Raw genomic sequence first — 16,448 nt, 5'->3', positions numbered from 1 at the left:
ATCGACGCCGAGCGGCAGGCGGCAGGCGGCGTCATCGCGCCGTCTGCTGCCGCTGCACCTCCTGCGCTTTCATCTGCAGATACGCGCCGCGCTCCACTTCATGCAGTTGCTGCGGATACTGCTCGGTCGCGTCGAACCAGCGCGCGAGGCGCTGGTCGAGCGGCTTGTCGAGCGTCGCGAGGTAGGTGTCGATCGCGAGGTAGTAGCGCATCGTGTTGCGCTCCAGCAGCCCGCGCACGCCGCCGATGTACTGCGGCTGCGCGGCCGACGCGCCGCTGGCGGGCGTGAACCCGACCTTGTCGCTGCCGACCGTCGCGAGGTAGGTCTTCATCGCCATCCGGCCGACCGTGCCGAAACCATACGAATACGTGAGGTGCAGGAACGTGCGCGACGCGCCGACCGGCACGGCTTCGAGCGCAATCCGGTAATCCTTCGTGCCCATCGGGCCGCTGTCGGCGGTCAGGTCGACCTGGAAATAGTCGGGCGTCGCGGCCGCCACGCGATAGCGGAACTGCACGCGATAGGTATCCGACAGCTTTTGCTCGACCTTGCGGCCGAGGTTCACGTCGAGCACCGGGCCGTTGCCGCCGCTCGACGCACGACAGTACTTCGTGTTCAGGTGCAGGATCAGCACCGCGCACCAGTTCGCGGGGCCTTGCGCGGGATCGTTGAGCTGGCCGTTCACCACCGCGAACGGATAATCGACGACCGCATAGATGTCGCCCTTCAGCGAAGACGACGCTTCCGACGATTCGAGCACCACCGGCCGGTGAAACGCGTTGTCCTTCAGTTGCGCGCCGAGGCTGCGATAGCGCTCGAGCAGCGCGGCCGCGCCGTTCGCGCCCTCCGCGCCGAACGACAGCGCGCTCCATCCCACGCACACGGTCACGACGAGCGCGCGCCAGGCGCGGCGCGCCAGCCGCGTGCCGCGCGAAGCTCCGGATGTCTCCATGTTGGTACTCCCTGGCGCACGATGGTCGCGCGCATGTGTCACAGAATACGCCTGCCTGCTATGCGGTGCGGCATGCGGCGCGTTCGTCATCGGCCGCGCTTCACCGGCAGCGGCAAGCGCGCGGCGGTGATCCGGATCGGCGTCGCCAGCCATGCGCGATCGTCCCGGCGATCGCCGAACAGCTTGCGCGCCGATACCGTACCGGCCGCCGCGATCTGCTCGACGATGAAATCGACGTACCCTGGCTCGATGCCATAGCGATCTCCGGAATCGAAAATTCGTCTGACCTGCGTCGATGCCGCGCCGTTCCACTCATTTGTCGATGCCGAACGCGCTCGACATCTGCCGTGCCCGCTTCACGTCGTCGCCATGCAGATAGATCGACGTCGTCGAGATCGACGCGTGCCGCAGGTTGTCGCGCACCGTCGTCAGCTCCGCGCCGCGCGCCAGCGCGTGCGTCGCATGCGTATGCCGCATCCAGTGCGGGCTCGCCTGGCGCAGCTTGTGCGCGAGCGCCGGGTTGTCGGCTTCGACGGCATCGGCCGTCTGCGCGAAGAAGCGCTGCATCACCTTCCACAGCCGCACGCTCGTGATCGCGGCCGCGTCGTCTTCGGCGAGGCTCGGAATCAGCGGCGTATCGGGCCGCCAGCGCGCCGGCGTGACCGGCAACCGGCGCGCGACCAGATAGCGATCGAGCGCCGTGCGCGCGAGCGGCGGCAGCGCGACGCGGGCGGCCTTGCTGCCCTTGCCGACGACCTTCAGCCACGCGTCGCCGTGCGCGTCCGTCTCGATGTCGCCGAGCGTCGCGCCGACCAGTTCGCTCGCGCGCAGCCCGGTCGCATAGCCGAAATCGAGAATGAAGCGCAGCCGTTGCGCGGCGGCCGGCGTCCAGCCCGACCGCGGCGCACCGTCGGCCGTACGCTTGCCGAATTCGAGCCCGTCGGCGATCGTGCGGACCAGCAGCCACTCGCCTTCGGTGAACGCATGCGACGTATCGAGTGCGGTCACGCCGCGCGTGTCGCGCACCTTCACGCCCGCGAACGGATTCGCGAGCAGGTAGCGCTGCTCGATCAGCCAGCGGAACAGCGCGCCGAGCACCGACAGCGTGTACGCCGCCGACCGCGCGGACAACGCACCCGAGAACGGCCGCCAGTCGGGCGCGCCGCGCGGCCGCACGGGCCCGACCCAGCGTTCGTGCGGCGTCGGGCGGCGGATGAACGCGCGATAGGCGAGCGCGTCCTCGGTCGTCAGCGACGACAGCGCGCGGCCGCGCTCGACGATCGCCCAGAGGATCAGCCGCTCGGCCTCCTTGCGGTACGCGCGCCGCGTCGCCTCCGATTCGTGCAGCGACAGCCACGCGTGCACGGCCGCGTAATCGTTGTCCGCGTCGAGCGTGCAGGTCGCGCGCGGCGCGCGGAACGTGCCGGCCGAGCCGTCGACTTCGTGCGGCAGCTTCAATTGCTCCCACGGCACGATGCTGCCGCGCGGCGTCGCGACGATCAGCGCACGCGCCCGTTCGGTCAGGTCCGGATGCGCGGCGAAGAATGCCTCGATGCGCCGCGCGCCGGCCATGCCGAGGCCCGCGATCGCGCGCCACCACTGGCGCCGGCGCGGAATCCGCACCGTCAGGTCGGCGAGCGTCGCGATGCCGTGCGCACGCAACGCAACGACCGCGCGTGCCGGCAGCCACAGGCCGACGTCGTCGCCCATCTGCGGGACCGGCGCGCGCGCATGACGCAACTGGCCGATCGCGTCGGTGGCCGCTTTCGCCTCCCGCAAACGCTCACCGTCCGGATGGCCGAGCCGTTCCGCGAGATCGGGGCGGCCGACCTGCCGCGCGACGCGCACGAGGCGGCGGCGAATCGCGCCGATCACGCCGCGCGCCGAACGCCCGTCGCCGAGCCGGTCGGGCAGATAGCGCTCGACGGCCTGGCGCACGGCCATGGCCGCGTACCACGCGCGCAGTGCAGCCAGTTCGTCGGCATCGGGAAAGCCTGCGGGCGCAGGCGTGGAATCGGGGGAAAGCTGTGCAGTGAGGCGCGGTTTCATGGGCGCCAGTTTGACAGAAGCACGGGCGGCCGGGTACGTCGCGCGCGAACCTCCAGAACGCAACGATGCGCGTGCGCGACCCCGAACCCTCCTCCGGGCATCACGCGAGCGCATCGGACCGTTCGAACCGACCTCAACCCGTGACGACAGGCGTGCGGCGCACTTCGGACAGGTAGATGAGAATCAGCGACACCCACACGATTCCGTACAAAAACATGAAGCAGGTCGTGCGCACGCGCAGCAGGTCGAGCAACATGCCGAACAGGATCGGCAGCAGGAAACCGCCGAGCCCGCCCGCGAGCCCGACGATGCCGGTGACGACGCCCATATTGTCCGCGAAATCGTCGGCGACGTACTTGAACGTCGAGGCCATCCCGAGCGCGAACACCGCACCGAGCACGAAGGTCAGCGCGACGAAGCCGGCCACCGGCATCGCGACGTTCAGCGTCGCGGTGCCGTCGATCGTGTGGATCACGAAATCGGTCGCCGGATACGACAGCAGGAACAGCGCGATCCACGCGACCCACAGCCCCCACCACGTGACCGCATGCGCGCCGAAGCGATCGGACAGCGCGCCGCCGAGCGCGCGCAGCACGGAGCCCGGCAGCGAAAAGCCGGCCGCAAACGCGGACGCCATCACCAGCGACATCCCGTATTCGCTCTTCAGGTACTGCGGGATCCACAGCGACAGCGCGGTGAAGCCGCCGAACGTGATCGAATAGTACTGGCAGAGCCGCCACACGCGCGGGTCGCGCAGCACCTTGAACGAATCGAGCATCGATCCGCCGCGCTTGCCCGCGCCCGGATCGGGCGCCGACGCGAACCAGAAGATCAGCGCCGTGACGAGCAGCGCGACCGCGTAGATGCGCGGCACGACGCGCCAGCCGTACGCGTCGAGCAGCACCGGCGTGACGAACAGGTTGACCGCCGCGCCGCACGTCCCCGCGCCGAACACGCCCATCGCAAGCCCGCGCCGCTGCGGCGGGAAAAAGCGCGCGACATACGGCGTGCCGACCGCGAACGACGCACCGACGCAGCCGAGGAACAGCCCGATCAGCAGGAACTGCCACAGCTGCGTCGCGTAGCTGACGACATAGACGGGCACCGCGCACACGACGAGCAGCACCGTCATCACGATGCGACCGCCGAAGCGGTCGGTCCAGGTGCCGAGCGGCAAACGCATCAGCGCGCCGGTCAGCACCGGCGTCGACGTGAGCATCCCGAACTCGGTGCTGTTCAGGCCGAGATCGGCGCGCAGTTGCACGCCGAGCACGCCGAACATCATCCACACGACGAAACACACCATGAACGCGAGCGTGCTCGCGGCCAGCACCGACCACGCGCGCAGCGGGACGGCCGGCGCGCTCACGACCGGCCCGGCGTTACCTTGTTGAGTTGCCATACGTCAACCTCGTTTTCATTGGACCAGCGGCCCGTTCGCACCGTCGAAGGTCACGCCTTCGACCCGTGCGCCGCCCGCGAGAATCGCCACGTACTGCCGCATCGCCTGCTGCCGTACGCGCGCGGCCAGGTGCGCGGCGATCTGATCGGCTGCTTCGTCGAACGGCACCGCATCGCCCGGCACGCGGCGCTCGATGCGCACGATGTGGAAGCCGAAGCGCGTGTTGACGAGTTTCGGCAGCACGCCGATGCTGTCGGTGTCGAACAGCGCGGCCTCGAATTCCGGCACCGTGTCGCCGCGCAGCAGTTGCCCGAGGCTACCGCCGACTTCGGCCGACGGACAGTTCGACGATGCGCGCGCGACCGTCTCGAACGTATCGGGCGCGGCCACGATGCCGGCGAGCGCCCGTTCCGCGCGCTGCCGCAGCGGCGCGAGCGGCACGCGGTCCGTCATCGCGAACAGCACGTGGCTCGCATAGACGATGTCGTTGCGGCGAAAGCGCGCCGGATGCCGCGCGTAATAGCGCTCGCACGCCTCGCGGTCGGGGTCGGGCACGTGTGTGAGTTCGCGTTCGAGCAATGCGTCGACCGCCGCGTCGTCGAGCGCCGCGCTTTCGTCGAGCAGCGCGAGCGACACCGCGCGCTGCCGCAGCAATTCGCGCACCGCGAGCGCGCGCCGCGCCGCATCGAGCGGATCGGGCGCATCGCCGTGATGCGCGGCTTCGGCCGCGATCGCGTCGTTGCCGATCGCTACGCCGTTGACCGTGAGCGGCGCCGTGACGACTTCGGAGAGAACGTCGTTCATGCAGCCTCCTCAGCGCTTGCGCACGAGCTGGTACGGGCGGATCAGGTACGCGACCGACGCGATCCCGCTCCAGACGTGCACCATCCGCGTGAACGGCGATACGAGGAAGATCGTGAAGCCGAGCAGGATGTGCAGCCGGTACGTGAGCGGCACGCCGACGAGCAGGCTCGCGATGTCCGGACGGAACGTGACGACGCCCTTCACGTAATCGGTGAGCTGTTCGAACATCACGCCGTCCATGTGGCGCGTCGACAGCACGACGGTGCCGAGCCCGAGCGCGAGCTGCACCCACAGCATCAACACGATCAGGATGTCCGACCGGCGGCTGTTGCGGCGGATGCGCGCATCACCGAGGCGCCGCCGGATCAGGATCGTGAGCCCGACGATCGCCGCGACGCCGGCCGCGCCGCCCGCCACCATCGCGACCAACTGGTGTGCGGATGCCGACAGAAACGGCGACACGAGCCAGTGCGGCGCAAGGAAGCCGCCGAAGTGCCCGAGCACGACGACCAGCACGCCCCAGTGGAACAGGTTGCTGCCGAGCCGCAGCATGCCGTGGCGCAGCAGTTGCGACGAATCGCTTTTCCACGTGTACTGCTCGCGGTCGAAGCGGATCAGGCTGCCCACCAGCAAGACGGCGAGGCAGATGTACGGGTAGATCCCGAACAGGAACTGATGCAGGTAAGCGTTCATGTGTTTCCCCAGTTGGACCGGCGCTCATGCACGGCGGGCCGGCCGCTTGTCGTGGAATCGCACCGTCTGCGCGGCCGACGCTGGCGTCGCCGCCCCGACGAAGCGCACGGCCTCGTCCGCATACGACGCGTCGAGCGCGCGGTAGTCGTCGACGCTCGGCCGCTCGGCGGCCACGTCGTCGTCGGCCGCGTCGGGCGCGTCAACCGGTGCGAGGCCGGCCATCGGCAGCAGCGCGCCGACGACGAAGCTGTAGTGGCTGTCGCGCTGCGCGAGGTGCCCTGCCAGCGCGCGCAGGATCTCGCCGGTTTCGGCGAGCAGCTTGCGGGCATCGGGCGCCGGCAGCCGCGACAGGTATTCGAGAAACACGGGCAGGTAGTCGGGCAGCTCGCCCGGGTTCAGGAACAGCCCGTGCCGCTCGTACATCTGCAGCAGGTCGACCATCGCCTGCCCGCGGTCGCGCGATTCGCCGTGCACGTGCTCGAACAGGTACAGCGACGTCGCGCGGCCACGGTCGAACAGCCCGACGTAGTTCTCCTGCAGCGTCAGCAGATCGCGCTCGCGCACGTACGCAAAAAACCGGTCGAGGCCCGCGCGCACCGCTTTCGGCAAACGCGTGCGCTCGCGCAGGTGCGCGTCGATCGAATCGAGCGCGGCGACCAGCGATTCGTCGGGATAGTCGAGCAGCGCCGCGAGCGCCGCATAGGTCGGATCGGGTGCGGTGCTCGTCATCGGGCAGCCTCGTGAATCGGAATCGTCTTGTTGCCCTTCCTCGGGCTGAACAGGCTCGTCTCGGAACGGCCGTCCGAGCAGCCGTTGCCGAACGAAAAGCCGCACGACGCGCGCAGGTCGTACGCGTTCTCCGCGTATTCGCGGTGGGTGGTCGGGATCACGAAGCGATCCTCGTAGTTCGCGATCGCCAGATAGCGATACATCTCCTCGACCTGCGCGAGCGACAGCCCGACCTGATCGAGCACGCCGCGCGCATCGATGCCGTCCACGTGGCGCGCGCGCATGAACGCGCGCATCGCCAGCAGCCGTTCGAGCGCGCGCTTCACGGGCGCCTCGTCACCGGCCGTCAGCAGATTGGCCAGATAGCGCAGCGGAATGCGCAGCGATTCGACGTCCGGCAGGTAGCCGTTCATCCCCAGGTCGCCGCTATTGGCGGCCGCGTTGATCGGCGACAGCGGCGGCACGTACCACACCATCGGCAGCGTCCGGTATTCCGGATGCAGCGGGAACGCGATCTTCCAGTCGATCGCCATCTTGTAGGTCGGCGAACGCCGCGCGGCGTCGATCCACGCGGCCGGCACGCCGTCGCGCTCGGCCTGCGCGATCACGGCCGGATCGTCCGGATCGACGAACAGCGACAGTTGCGCTTCGTACAGATCCTTCTCGTTCGCGGCACTGGCCGCCTCGCCGATCCGGTCGGCGTCGTACAGCAGCACGCCGAGGTAGCGGATGCGGCCCACGCAGGTTTCCGAGCACACGGTCGGCTGGCCGGCCTCGATGCGCGGATAGCAGAAGATGCACTTCTCGGCCTTGCCGCTCTGCCAGTTGTAGTAGATCTTCTTGTACGGGCAGCCCGACACGCACATGCGCCAGCCGCGGCACTTGTCCTGGTCGATCAGCACGATGCCGTCTTCCTCGCGCTTGTAGATCGAGCCCGACGGGCACGACGCGACGCACGCCGGGTTCAGGCAGTGCTCGCACAGGCGCGGCAGGTACATCATGAAGGTGTTCTCGAACTGCCCGTAGATGTCCTTCTGCACGTTCTCGAAGTTGATGTCCTTCGCGCGCTTCTCGAACTCGCCGCCGAGGATTTCCTCCCAGTTCGGCCCCCACTCGATCTTCTCGAGCCGCTGGCCGCTGATCACCGAACGCGGCCGCGCGACCGGCATCGCGCGCGTGTTGCCGGCTTCCTGCAGGTGCGCGTAATCGAATGTGAACGGCTCGTAGTAATCGTCTATCTCGGGCAGGTGCGGGTTCGCGAAGATCTGCGCGAGCAGCCGCCACTTGCCGCCGAGGCGCGGCTCGATCCTGCCGTCCGCGCGCCGCTGCCAGCCGCCGCGCCAGCGATCCTGGTTCTCCCAGTCCTTCGGATAGCCGATGCCCGGCTTCGTCTCGACGTTGTTGAACCACGCGTATTCCATTCCTTCGCGGCTCGTCCACACGTTCTTGCAGGTCACCGAGCAGGTATGGCAGCCGATGCACTTGTCGAGGTTCAGCACCATCGCGATCTGTGCGCGGATTTTCATGACGTTTCTCCGATGCGAACGGCCTGCGTTGTCGGGTCGCTCGCGGCGTCTTCCCCGTCGAGCCAGTCGATCCTGTTCATCCTGCGCACGATCAGGAACTCGTCGCGATTCGAGCCGACCGTGCCGTAGTAGTTGAAGCCGTACGACAGTTGCGCATAGCCGCCGATCATGTGAGTCGGCTTCAGCGCGATGCGCGTGACCGAGTTGTGAATGCCGCCGCGCGTGCCGGTGATCTCGGATCCCGGCGTGTTCACGATCTTTTCCTGCGCGTGGTACATCATCACCATCCCGGACGGAATCCGCTGGCTCACGACGGCCCGCGCGCACAACGCGCCGTTCGAGTTGTAGCACTCGATCCAGTCGTTGTCGGCCGCGCCGATCGCCTTCGCGTCGTCCTCCGACATCCATACGATCGGGCCGCCGCGCGACAGCGTCAGCATCAGCAGGTTGTCGGTGTACGTGCTGTGGATCCCCCACTTCTGATGCGGCGTCAGGAAATTCAGCACGCGCTCCGGGTTGCCGTTCGAACGCTTGCCGACCATGTGCGCGTAGCTGCCGGTGTCGATCGGCGGCTTGTATGCGCACAGCGATTCGCCGAACGCGCGCATCCACGGGTGATCCTGGTACAACTGCTGACGGCCGGTCAGCGTGCGCCACGGCACCAGCTCGTGCACGTTCACGTAGCCCGCGTTGTACGACACGTGCTCCGATTCAATCCCGCTCCACGTCGGCGACGAGATGATCTTGCGCGGCTGCGCCTGGATGTCGCGAAAGCGGATCTTCTCGTCCGCGCGCGCGGCGGCCAGGTGCGTGTGGTCGATACCGGTGATGCCGGACAGCGCGCGCCATGCCTTCACCGCCACTTCCCCGTTGGTCTCCGGCGCGAGCGCGAGAATCACCTCGGCCGCGTCGAGCGCGGTGTCGATGCGCGGGCGGCCTTGTGCAGCGCCTTGAGCGACCGTGTAGTTGAGCTCGCCGAGCAGCTTCACTTCATCCCGCGTATCCCACCCGATGCCCTTGCCCGCGTTGCCGAGCTTGTCCATCAGGGGCCCGAGCGACGTGAAGCGCGCATACGTGTTCGGGTAGTCGCGCTCGACCGCGATCACGTTCGGCATCGTGCGACCCGGCACCGGTTCGCATTCGCCGCGCTTCCAGTCCTGCACGTCGAACGGCTGCGCGAGCTCGCCCGGCGTGTCGTGCGCGATCGGCGCGAGCACGACGTCGCGCTCGACGCCGAGATGCCCGTCGCACAGCTCGGAGAAGCGCTTCGCGATCCCCTTGAAGATCTCCCAGTCGCTCTTCGATTCCCATGCAGGATCGACCGCCGCCGACAGCGGATGAATGAACGGATGCATGTCGGACGTGTTCATGTCGTCCTTCTCGTACCACGTCGCGGTCGGCAGCACGATGTCCGAATACATGCAGGTCGTCGACATCCGGAAGTCGAGCGTGACGAGCAGGTCGAGCTTGCCGCGCGGCGCGTCGTCGCGCCAATTCACTTCCTCGGGGCGCGCGCCGCCCGTCGCGCCGAGGTCCTCCCCTTGCACACCGTTGGTGGTGCCGAGCAGATGCTTCAGGAAATACTCGTGGCCCTTGCCCGACGAGCCGAGCAGGTTCGAGCGCCACACGAACAGGTTGCGCGGGAAGTTGCCGGGTGCGTCCGGGTCCTCGCACGCCATCCGCAGCGTGCCGGCCTTCAACCGTTGCGCGATGTCCGCACCGGCCCGCGACGGGTCGTCCAGGCTCGCGCCGACCTTCAGCGGATTCGCCGCGAGCTGCGGCGCGGACGGCAGCCAGCCCATCCGTTCCGCACGCACGTTGTAGTCGATCGGCGAGCCGTGGAACTGCGCCCTGTCCGCGAGCGGCGACAGCAGCGCGCCCGGGTCCATCGTGTCGTAGCGCCACTGGTCGGTGTGCGCGTAGAAGAACGAGGTCGCATTCATGTGCCGCGGCGGCCGGCTCCAGTCGAGCGCGAACGCGAGCGCGGTCCAGCCGGTCTGCGGGCGCAGTTTCTCCTGGCCGACGTAATGCGACCAGCCGCCGCCCGGCTTGCCGATGCAGCCGCACATGATCAGCATGTTGATGATCGCGCGGTACGACATGTCCATGTGGAACCAGTGGTTGATCCCCGCGCCGATGATCACCATCGACTTGCCCTGCGTCTTGTGCGCGTTCTCCGCGAACTGCCGCGCGACCGAGATCACGTCCGCGCGCTTCACGCCGGTGATTGCCTCCTGCCATGCGGGCGTGTAGGGCAGGTCGTCGTCGTAGCTCGCGGCCACGTCGCGCCCGCCCAGCCCCTGGTCGAGCCCGTAGTTCGCGACGAACAGGTCGTAGACGGTCGCGACCAGCATGTCGCCGTCGCGGTTCGCCACGCGCCGCACGCCGATCCGGCGCGACAGCTCGGATGCGTGCTGCGTCGAATTGAAGTGCGCATGCGGCTGGTTGCCGAAGTACGGGAACAGCACGTCGACCACGTCGTCGTGCGCGGTCGTGCACGACAGCCGCGGCGACAGCGCCGCGCCCTTCGACGTCTCGCCGCGCAGGTTCCACTTGCCCTTGTCGCTCGATCCGTCCTTGCCCTGCTGGCCCCAGCGGAAGCCGATCGAGCCGACCGGCACGACGAATTCACCGGTCGCGTCGTCGATCATCACGGTCTTCCACTCCGGATGCGCGGCTTCGTCGAGCGCGTCGTCGAAGTCGGACGCGCGCACGAGGCGCTCGGGCACGTAGCCGTCGCCGTGCGGCACGAGGCGCACGAGCGCCGGCATGTCGGTGTAGCGCTTGCAGTAGTCGATGAAGTAGTCGCTCTTGCGCGCTAAATGGAACTCCTTCAGGATCACGTGCCCCATCGCGAGCGCGAGCGCCGCGTCGGTGCCCTGCTTCGGATGCAGCCACAGGTCGCCGAATTTCGCGCCTTCCGAGTAGTCGGGGAACACCGACACGACCTTGGTGCCGCGATAGCGCGCCTCGACGAGGAAGTGCGCGTCGGGCGTGCGCGTCTGCGGGACATTGGAGCCCCACATCATGATGAACGTCGAGTTGTACCAGTCGGCCGATTCCGGCACGTCGGTCTGCTCGCCCCAGGTCTGCGGCGACGCGGGCGGCAGGTCGCAATACCAGTCGTAGAAGCTCAGGCACACGCCGCCGATCAGCGACAGGTAGCGCGAGCCGGCGGCGTACGACACCATCGACATCGCCGGGATCGGCGAGAAGCCGACCACGCGATCGGGGCCATGACGCTCGACCGTGTAGACGTTTGCGGCCGCAACGAGCTCGTTGACCTCGTCCCAGCTCGCGCGCACGAACCCGCCGAGCCCGCGCCGGCTCTGGTACGACCGGCGTGCTTCGTCGTCCTCGACGATCGAGCGCCACGCGTCGACGGCGCCCAGCGTGCGGCGGCGTTCACGCCACAGCTTCACGAGCGCGCTGCGCACCATCGGGTGCTTGAGACGGTTCGCGCTGTACAGATACCACGAGTACGATGCGCCGCGCGAGCAGCCGCGCGGCTCGTGGTTCGGCATGTCCGGGCGCGTGCGCGGATAGTCGGTCTGCTGGGTTTCCCACGTGACGATCCCACCTTTCACGTAGACCTTCCACGAGCACGAACCCGTGCAGTTCACACCGTGGGTCGAACGGACGATCTTGTCGTGCTGCCAGCGCATCCGGTAACCGTCTTCCCACTTGCGGTCTTCGTCTGTGACGGCGCCGTGTCCATCGGAAAAGCGTGGCCTCGTGGTGGAGAAATAACGCAATCTATCCAGGAAATGGCTCATGGGGATCTCGTTTTTCCGGTCTTTTTGCAGACCCTGATTATTTAAGGAGGTGAAATGCCGGTTGTAAAGGACGATCGGATTTCGATCATTTCGCCCTGCTCACCGTGGTCGAACCCATTGTCAGACGGATCCAAATATCACAAGTTGATACAAATCACGGAATCGTTCATCTGCCCGCAACAATGAGGGCAAAGGGAGAGCGCTCGAATCGCGCCGCCTGCTATGCTGCGCGCAACAACCGCGGCCGAACGTGCGCGACCGGCTGTTTCTGCCCGGCCAGGTCATTGCGGGGGCGCCCGTCAAGCCGGACCAGCACGACAGCGTGATCTTCGGCACGACGGACGCGGCCGGCCGCACGGCGAGGATTCGCCTGCCGAAATGGCATCCGCAAAAGAAGTGGGTGTTCAACGCGGTCGTCGGCGACGGCGACCTCGGCGAGTCGTTCCATCTGATCGACCCGGGCGGCCAAAAGGTGCACGCCGGCGTCCCGTATCTGCTAGACGTGGAGAACGGATATCTGCCGTGCGGCCATTCGGATGCGAACGGCTACCCCGACTACGCGCAGTCGCGCACGCCGAGCAACGTCGATCTTTCGACAGGATTCCGGACGATCTGCTGAACGACGTCGGCTATCGGCTCGCCGATGCGGGCGTCGCGGTCGAGCGCGGGCTCGCGATGATCGACACGCATCTCGCGCAATCGCCGGACGTGGCGTATGCGCTCGACAGCAAGGGCTGGGCGCTGTATCGCCTCGGCCGCAACGACGACGCGCTCGCATGGTTCGACCGCGCGATCGCAATCCTCGCGAAGGACGACGACGCGCGCGAAGCCCTGGCGATCGGGCTCGAGCGCAAGGGCGAAGTGCTGTGGAAGCTGGGCCACCGGGATGAAGCGCGCAACGCGTTCGCGCAGGCGGAGAAAATTCAGCCGGCGAACGACGCGCTGGCGGAAACGTTGAAGCGGTTGAACGTGCAGGCGCGCTCGGCCGGTGCGACGGCGCCCGGTACGAGCCGCACGTGACGACACGCGCGGCAAGCCGTGATCGTCGGGAAACCCCACATCACGGCTGGCGCGGATCGTCGCGGGACAGCATGTCGACGTGTGCGGATGCGTTCGCCATCGCGCGCGACGCGACGCATCACTCCTCGCCTTTCGGCCCCGGGTTCAACATCACGACGAAGCCGGCCACGCCGACGATCAACGCGAGGGCGCCGCCGCGCAGCACCGTCGCGGCATCGAGCAGCAGGCCCGTCACGACGGCCATCATTCCGGCGAGCGACATGAACACGGCGATCGCCACGACGACGATGCGGGACTGGCGGCGTATCATCGCGCGCGCCGCGTCATGCCGCGGCCGAGGCGGCCTTCACGTCGGCGTCGTCGCCGCGAATCAGCAGCACCGGGCACTTCGAGCCGCGCACGAAGCGCTCGGCGACGCTGCCGAGCAGCACGCGCCGGATGCCGCGCCGCCCGTGCGTGCCGACCACCGCGAGATCGATCCCGCGCTCCTTCACGTAGCGTTGCAGGCGTTCCGCGATGTCCTCGCCGATGCTCTCGGTCTCGACCAGTTCGGCTTCGCCCTTCGCGCCGGCCAGCGCGATGACCTGTTCGGCTTCGCGCAGCACCTTGCGCCCGTCGTCGCGGATTTCCTCGACGAGCGCATGCGGATCGAGACGGCCCGCATACGTGAACAGCACTGACTTGTCGACCACATACACGACGCTGACGTGCGCGTCGCCCGCCAGCGCCACCTTCACGGCCTCGGCAAGCGCCTGTTTCGACGAAGCGCTGCCGTCGACGGCCACCATGATTTTCTCGTACATGCGAACCTCGCTGGGGTGAACTGCCGTGCGCCCTGTCGCGCGGCCATGTCACCATCATCGGCCGACAGCGGGTTCCAGTCTTGACGACGATCAAGCCGGCAGACGTCCGGCCTGCGACCGGAGGACGCGGTCGCCCGGACAAGCGGCGAAGCGGAACCGGAAGTGCGAACCACGTCGTCGATCAGGCCGCCGATCCGCATGTCGGTCGGAGCGTCCGGGCGGATTCCGCCGGCTTCCGTGCTCGCGTTGCCGCTGTCGATCCCGACACGACCGAACAGCCATCGCGCCGAAGGCGCTATCATCAACCATGCGACTTTCGTCCGGCCCTTTTTTTCCGGCCCCACTTTCAACTCGCTCAACCGACATGACAACGACTATCGAACGCGTGGACGGCGCCGCCCAGCATCTCGTCGCCGCCCGCCATGCCGGCTCGCCCGGCCCGCTGTTGCCCGATGCACTGCGTCCCGACGACATCGAGACCGCGCTCGCGATCCAGCAGCGCGTGGCCGATTTGCTCGGCGAACCCGTCGGCGGATGGAAATGCGCGCTGCCGCCGCCCGATCGCGTGATCCTCGCGCCGATCTTCGCGTCGACGATCCGCGAAGCCGACGCACCGTACCGCGTCGTCGGCGGACCGATCGTGCGGATCGAACCGGAAATCGCATTCGTGCTCGATCGCGACCTGCCCGCGCGCGAGCACCCGTACGACGAAGGCGACGTGCGCGCGGCGATCCGCGAGGTGCGCATCGTGCTCGAGGTGCTCGGCTGCCGCTTTGCGGAGCCCGCGCGCGCGTCGAAGTTCGAGCTGCTGGCCGACGGGCAATTCAACCAGGGCCTGTGCGTCGGCCCGGTCGTGCCCGATGGGTTGAACGTGCCGCTCGCGACGCTGGCGCTGTCGTTCGAAGGCGCGCTGAACCGCACGATCGACGGCAGCCATCCGGACGGCGATCCGCTCAAGCCACTGGTGTGGCTCGTCAATTTCCTCGCGTCGCGCGGCGACGCGGTGCGCGCCGGCCAGATCGTGACGACAGGCTCGTACGGGGGCGCGATCGACGTGCCGCTCGGCGATGTGCTGACGGTCCGCTTCGGCGAGCTCGGCAGCCTGTCGGTGACGTTGACCGCGTGACGGTTCGGTCGCTTTCACGCCCCCGTCCGCCATGCCGCTGACACCGCTTCCCGCCCTGCTCGACGCCACGCTGCGCACCGTCGCGCGCCGTTACCGGCTGCCGCCGCTCGACCGCGCGTCGGCGCTGACCGACGCGACGAATCCGGCCACCGCGCTGGCGATCGTGATCGAGGAAGCGCGCAGCATGCGGGCGGACGGCCACGCGCCCGGCGCGGACTTGCGGCAGCGCTTCATCGACGCGCTCGGGCGGATGATCCGCGATGCGATGGATCCGTCGTCCGGCGATCCGTCGTTTCAGGCATCGGTGCTGCGCCACGATGCGCCGAGCGTGCGCGAATACGCGTCGTTGTCCGCGCACGCGGAGCAGGACCGGCGCGCGCTGCACTCGGCCGTCAATGCGATCGCGCACCCGGCCAAGCTCGAGCGCAGCGCCCACGCATGGCAACGCGACGGCCTCGCGCGCCTGCACGCGGCCGCGGCCGCGGCGTCGTGGGCCGAACTGCACGCGGCGCTCGCGCACCTGCTCGCGCGGCCCGAGACGGCGACCGACACGGCATTCGAGCAGGACATCGTCAGGCTCAAGGACAGCCCCGCGCTCGAACGCATGCTGCGGCTCGATGCGCTCGCCGCGGACGAGGACGTTCGTCGCTACCGCGCGTTGTGGGTCCGGCAGGGGCCGCTCGTCGGCAGCACGGTGGCCGTCGCGCAAGGCGCCGCGTCCCAGCGGCGCGGCGCGGCCGTCGAAGCGCTGGCGGCACAGGCGCTCGACGCATTGGCGCGCCGGCTCGACGCGGCGGACGAGCAGCGTACCTACCGCGTGGTCACGTCGATGCGCGTGCCGTCGTCGATCCCGGGCCGGCACGACCGCGCGAAAACCGAATGGGACGCGATCCTGCTCGAACGTGCGCGCGGCAGCGACCCGGCGCCTGCGTGGAACGTGCGCTTCCTCGTCGAGGCGAAGGCCTCCGCGGATGCCGCGACGACCGATCTGCCGCGGCTGCTGCGCGGCCTGAACCTGCTCGCGCAGGCGGATCCCGACACGGTCTATGCATTCGAGACGCACCAGGGCACGGTGCGCGTGCATGGCGCATCGCTGCACGCATTGACGACCGACGAAGCGGCGCTGCCGCGCGAAGTACTGTATTGCTGCGACGCGTCCGCGGACGCGACGCCGCGCCTGCTCGGCGCCGCGAGCCGGATGCAGTTGCTGTCCGCGCAGGCGAGCCTCGAATACGCGAGCGCGCTCGCGCGGCGGCCGGACGCCGATCCGGACGGCCTCGGCGTCATCTGGCATGCCCTGCTGACGCTGCCGCAATGGCAAGCCGTGCTGCATCAGTACCCGTCGTTGCGGCAAGTGCGCGAGCTGATGGTGGCCATCGACGATTTGCGCGCCACGCTCGACGAAATGGACGACGGAGGCATCGCCAGCAGCGTGTGCGCGTGAGGCGCGGGCACGGCGCGCGACGCTCGCGCGCGCCTGGCTCGGTTGGCGCCCCGCCGGCCGTCACGCGGCGTGAGGTACGATACGCGCCGGGGCAGCGCGCCCCCCTGAGAGACCCGGCCGTCGC

Annotated in this window: 14 protein-coding genes; 4 read left to right on the top strand and 10 right to left on the bottom strand. The window is 68.4% G+C overall.

All coding sequences use genetic code 11. The features are described from left to right. Positions 1 to 31: 31 nt before the first annotated feature. The 8 genes from CFB35_RS31405 to CFB35_RS31365 all read right to left on the bottom strand — a co-directional run bounded on the left by CFB35_RS31405 (position 32) and on the right by CFB35_RS31365 (position 11,931). The gene (locus CFB35_RS31405; RefSeq protein WP_060009258.1) at positions 32 to 952 is read right to left on the bottom strand and encodes a hypothetical protein; all 921 of its coding nucleotides are present in this window, start codon (positions 950 to 952) and stop codon (positions 32 to 34) included. 312 nt (positions 953 to 1,264) lie between these two features. Next, positions 1,265 to 3,001: a site-specific integrase gene (locus tag CFB35_RS31395; protein ID WP_089466101.1), complete on the bottom strand. Its 1,737-nt coding sequence runs from the start codon at positions 2,999 to 3,001 to the stop codon at positions 1,265 to 1,267. A gap of 133 nt (positions 3,002 to 3,134) precedes the next feature. Further along, positions 3,135 to 4,403, bottom strand: coding sequence for a nitrate/nitrite transporter (locus tag CFB35_RS31390; protein ID WP_059574912.1), 1,269 nt, complete (start codon positions 4,401 to 4,403; stop codon positions 3,135 to 3,137). A gap of 15 nt (positions 4,404 to 4,418) precedes the next feature. Beyond that, positions 4,419 to 5,207, bottom strand: coding sequence for a peptidylprolyl isomerase (locus CFB35_RS31385; protein ID WP_089466100.1), 789 nt, complete (start codon positions 5,205 to 5,207; stop codon positions 4,419 to 4,421). A 9-nt stretch (positions 5,208 to 5,216) separates the two neighbouring features. Continuing rightward, positions 5,217 to 5,900 (bottom strand): respiratory nitrate reductase subunit gamma, encoded by a 684-nt coding sequence (narI, locus tag CFB35_RS31380; protein ID WP_089466099.1) that lies wholly within the window; start codon positions 5,898 to 5,900, stop codon positions 5,217 to 5,219. Between the two features lie 24 nt (positions 5,901 to 5,924). Next, positions 5,925 to 6,629 (bottom strand): nitrate reductase molybdenum cofactor assembly chaperone, encoded by a 705-nt coding sequence (narJ, locus tag CFB35_RS31375; protein WP_089466098.1) that lies wholly within the window; start codon positions 6,627 to 6,629, stop codon positions 5,925 to 5,927. After that, positions 6,626 to 8,155 carry a nitrate reductase subunit beta gene (gene narH / locus CFB35_RS31370; protein ID WP_059574905.1) on the bottom strand — a complete coding sequence of 510 codons (1,530 nt, stop codon included), beginning with the start codon at positions 8,153 to 8,155 and terminating at the stop codon, positions 6,626 to 6,628. The genes narJ and narH overlap by 4 nt, the downstream gene beginning before the upstream one ends. After that, positions 8,152 to 11,931 (bottom strand): nitrate reductase subunit alpha, encoded by a 3,780-nt coding sequence (locus CFB35_RS31365; protein ID WP_059574902.1) that lies wholly within the window; start codon positions 11,929 to 11,931, stop codon positions 8,152 to 8,154. The genes narH and CFB35_RS31365 overlap by 4 nt, the downstream gene beginning before the upstream one ends. A 250-nt stretch (positions 11,932 to 12,181) precedes the next feature. Between CFB35_RS31365 and CFB35_RS35555 the strand changes: the two genes are divergently transcribed. Next, positions 12,182 to 12,550, top strand: coding sequence for a hypothetical protein (locus CFB35_RS35555; RefSeq protein WP_059574900.1), 369 nt, complete (start codon positions 12,182 to 12,184; stop codon positions 12,548 to 12,550). Then, on the top strand, positions 12,454 to 12,951 hold the full coding sequence (locus CFB35_RS35550; protein WP_226093979.1) for a tetratricopeptide repeat protein: 498 nt from the start codon (positions 12,454 to 12,456) through the stop codon (positions 12,949 to 12,951). Before CFB35_RS35555 ends, CFB35_RS35550 begins: the two co-directional genes overlap by 97 nt. Before the next feature lie 118 nt (positions 12,952 to 13,069). Here the strand turns inward: CFB35_RS35550 and CFB35_RS31355 are convergent, their stop codons facing one another. Together CFB35_RS31355 and CFB35_RS31350 are read right to left on the bottom strand one after the other, a co-directional pair. Beyond that, positions 13,070 to 13,261 carry a DUF2964 family protein gene (locus CFB35_RS31355; RefSeq protein WP_089466097.1) on the bottom strand — a complete coding sequence of 64 codons (192 nt, stop codon included), beginning with the start codon at positions 13,259 to 13,261 and terminating at the stop codon, positions 13,070 to 13,072. Between the two features lie 13 nt (positions 13,262 to 13,274). Beyond that, on the bottom strand, positions 13,275 to 13,754 hold the full coding sequence (locus CFB35_RS31350) for a universal stress protein (protein WP_089466096.1): 480 nt from the start codon (positions 13,752 to 13,754) through the stop codon (positions 13,275 to 13,277). 364 nt (positions 13,755 to 14,118) lie between these two features. On the opposite strand from CFB35_RS31350, the gene CFB35_RS31345 reads away from it, so the two are divergent. Beyond that, a complete protein-coding gene (locus CFB35_RS31345; protein WP_089466095.1) occupies positions 14,119 to 14,880 on the top strand; it encodes a 2-keto-4-pentenoate hydratase in 762 nt (253 codons plus the stop codon). A gap of 31 nt (positions 14,881 to 14,911) precedes the next feature. Beyond that, positions 14,912 to 16,324, top strand: a complete 1,413-nt coding sequence (locus CFB35_RS31340) for a 3-deoxy-D-arabino-heptulosonate 7-phosphate synthase (protein WP_089466094.1) — start codon at positions 14,912 to 14,914, stop codon at positions 16,322 to 16,324. Positions 16,325 to 16,448 lie beyond the last annotated feature (124 nt).

It is taken from the genome of Burkholderia sp. AU16482 (assembly GCF_002223285.1).
GTDB lineage: Bacteria > Pseudomonadota > Gammaproteobacteria > Burkholderiales > Burkholderiaceae > Burkholderia > Burkholderia semiarida.
This window is presented reverse-complemented; position numbering and strand designations above follow the sequence as displayed.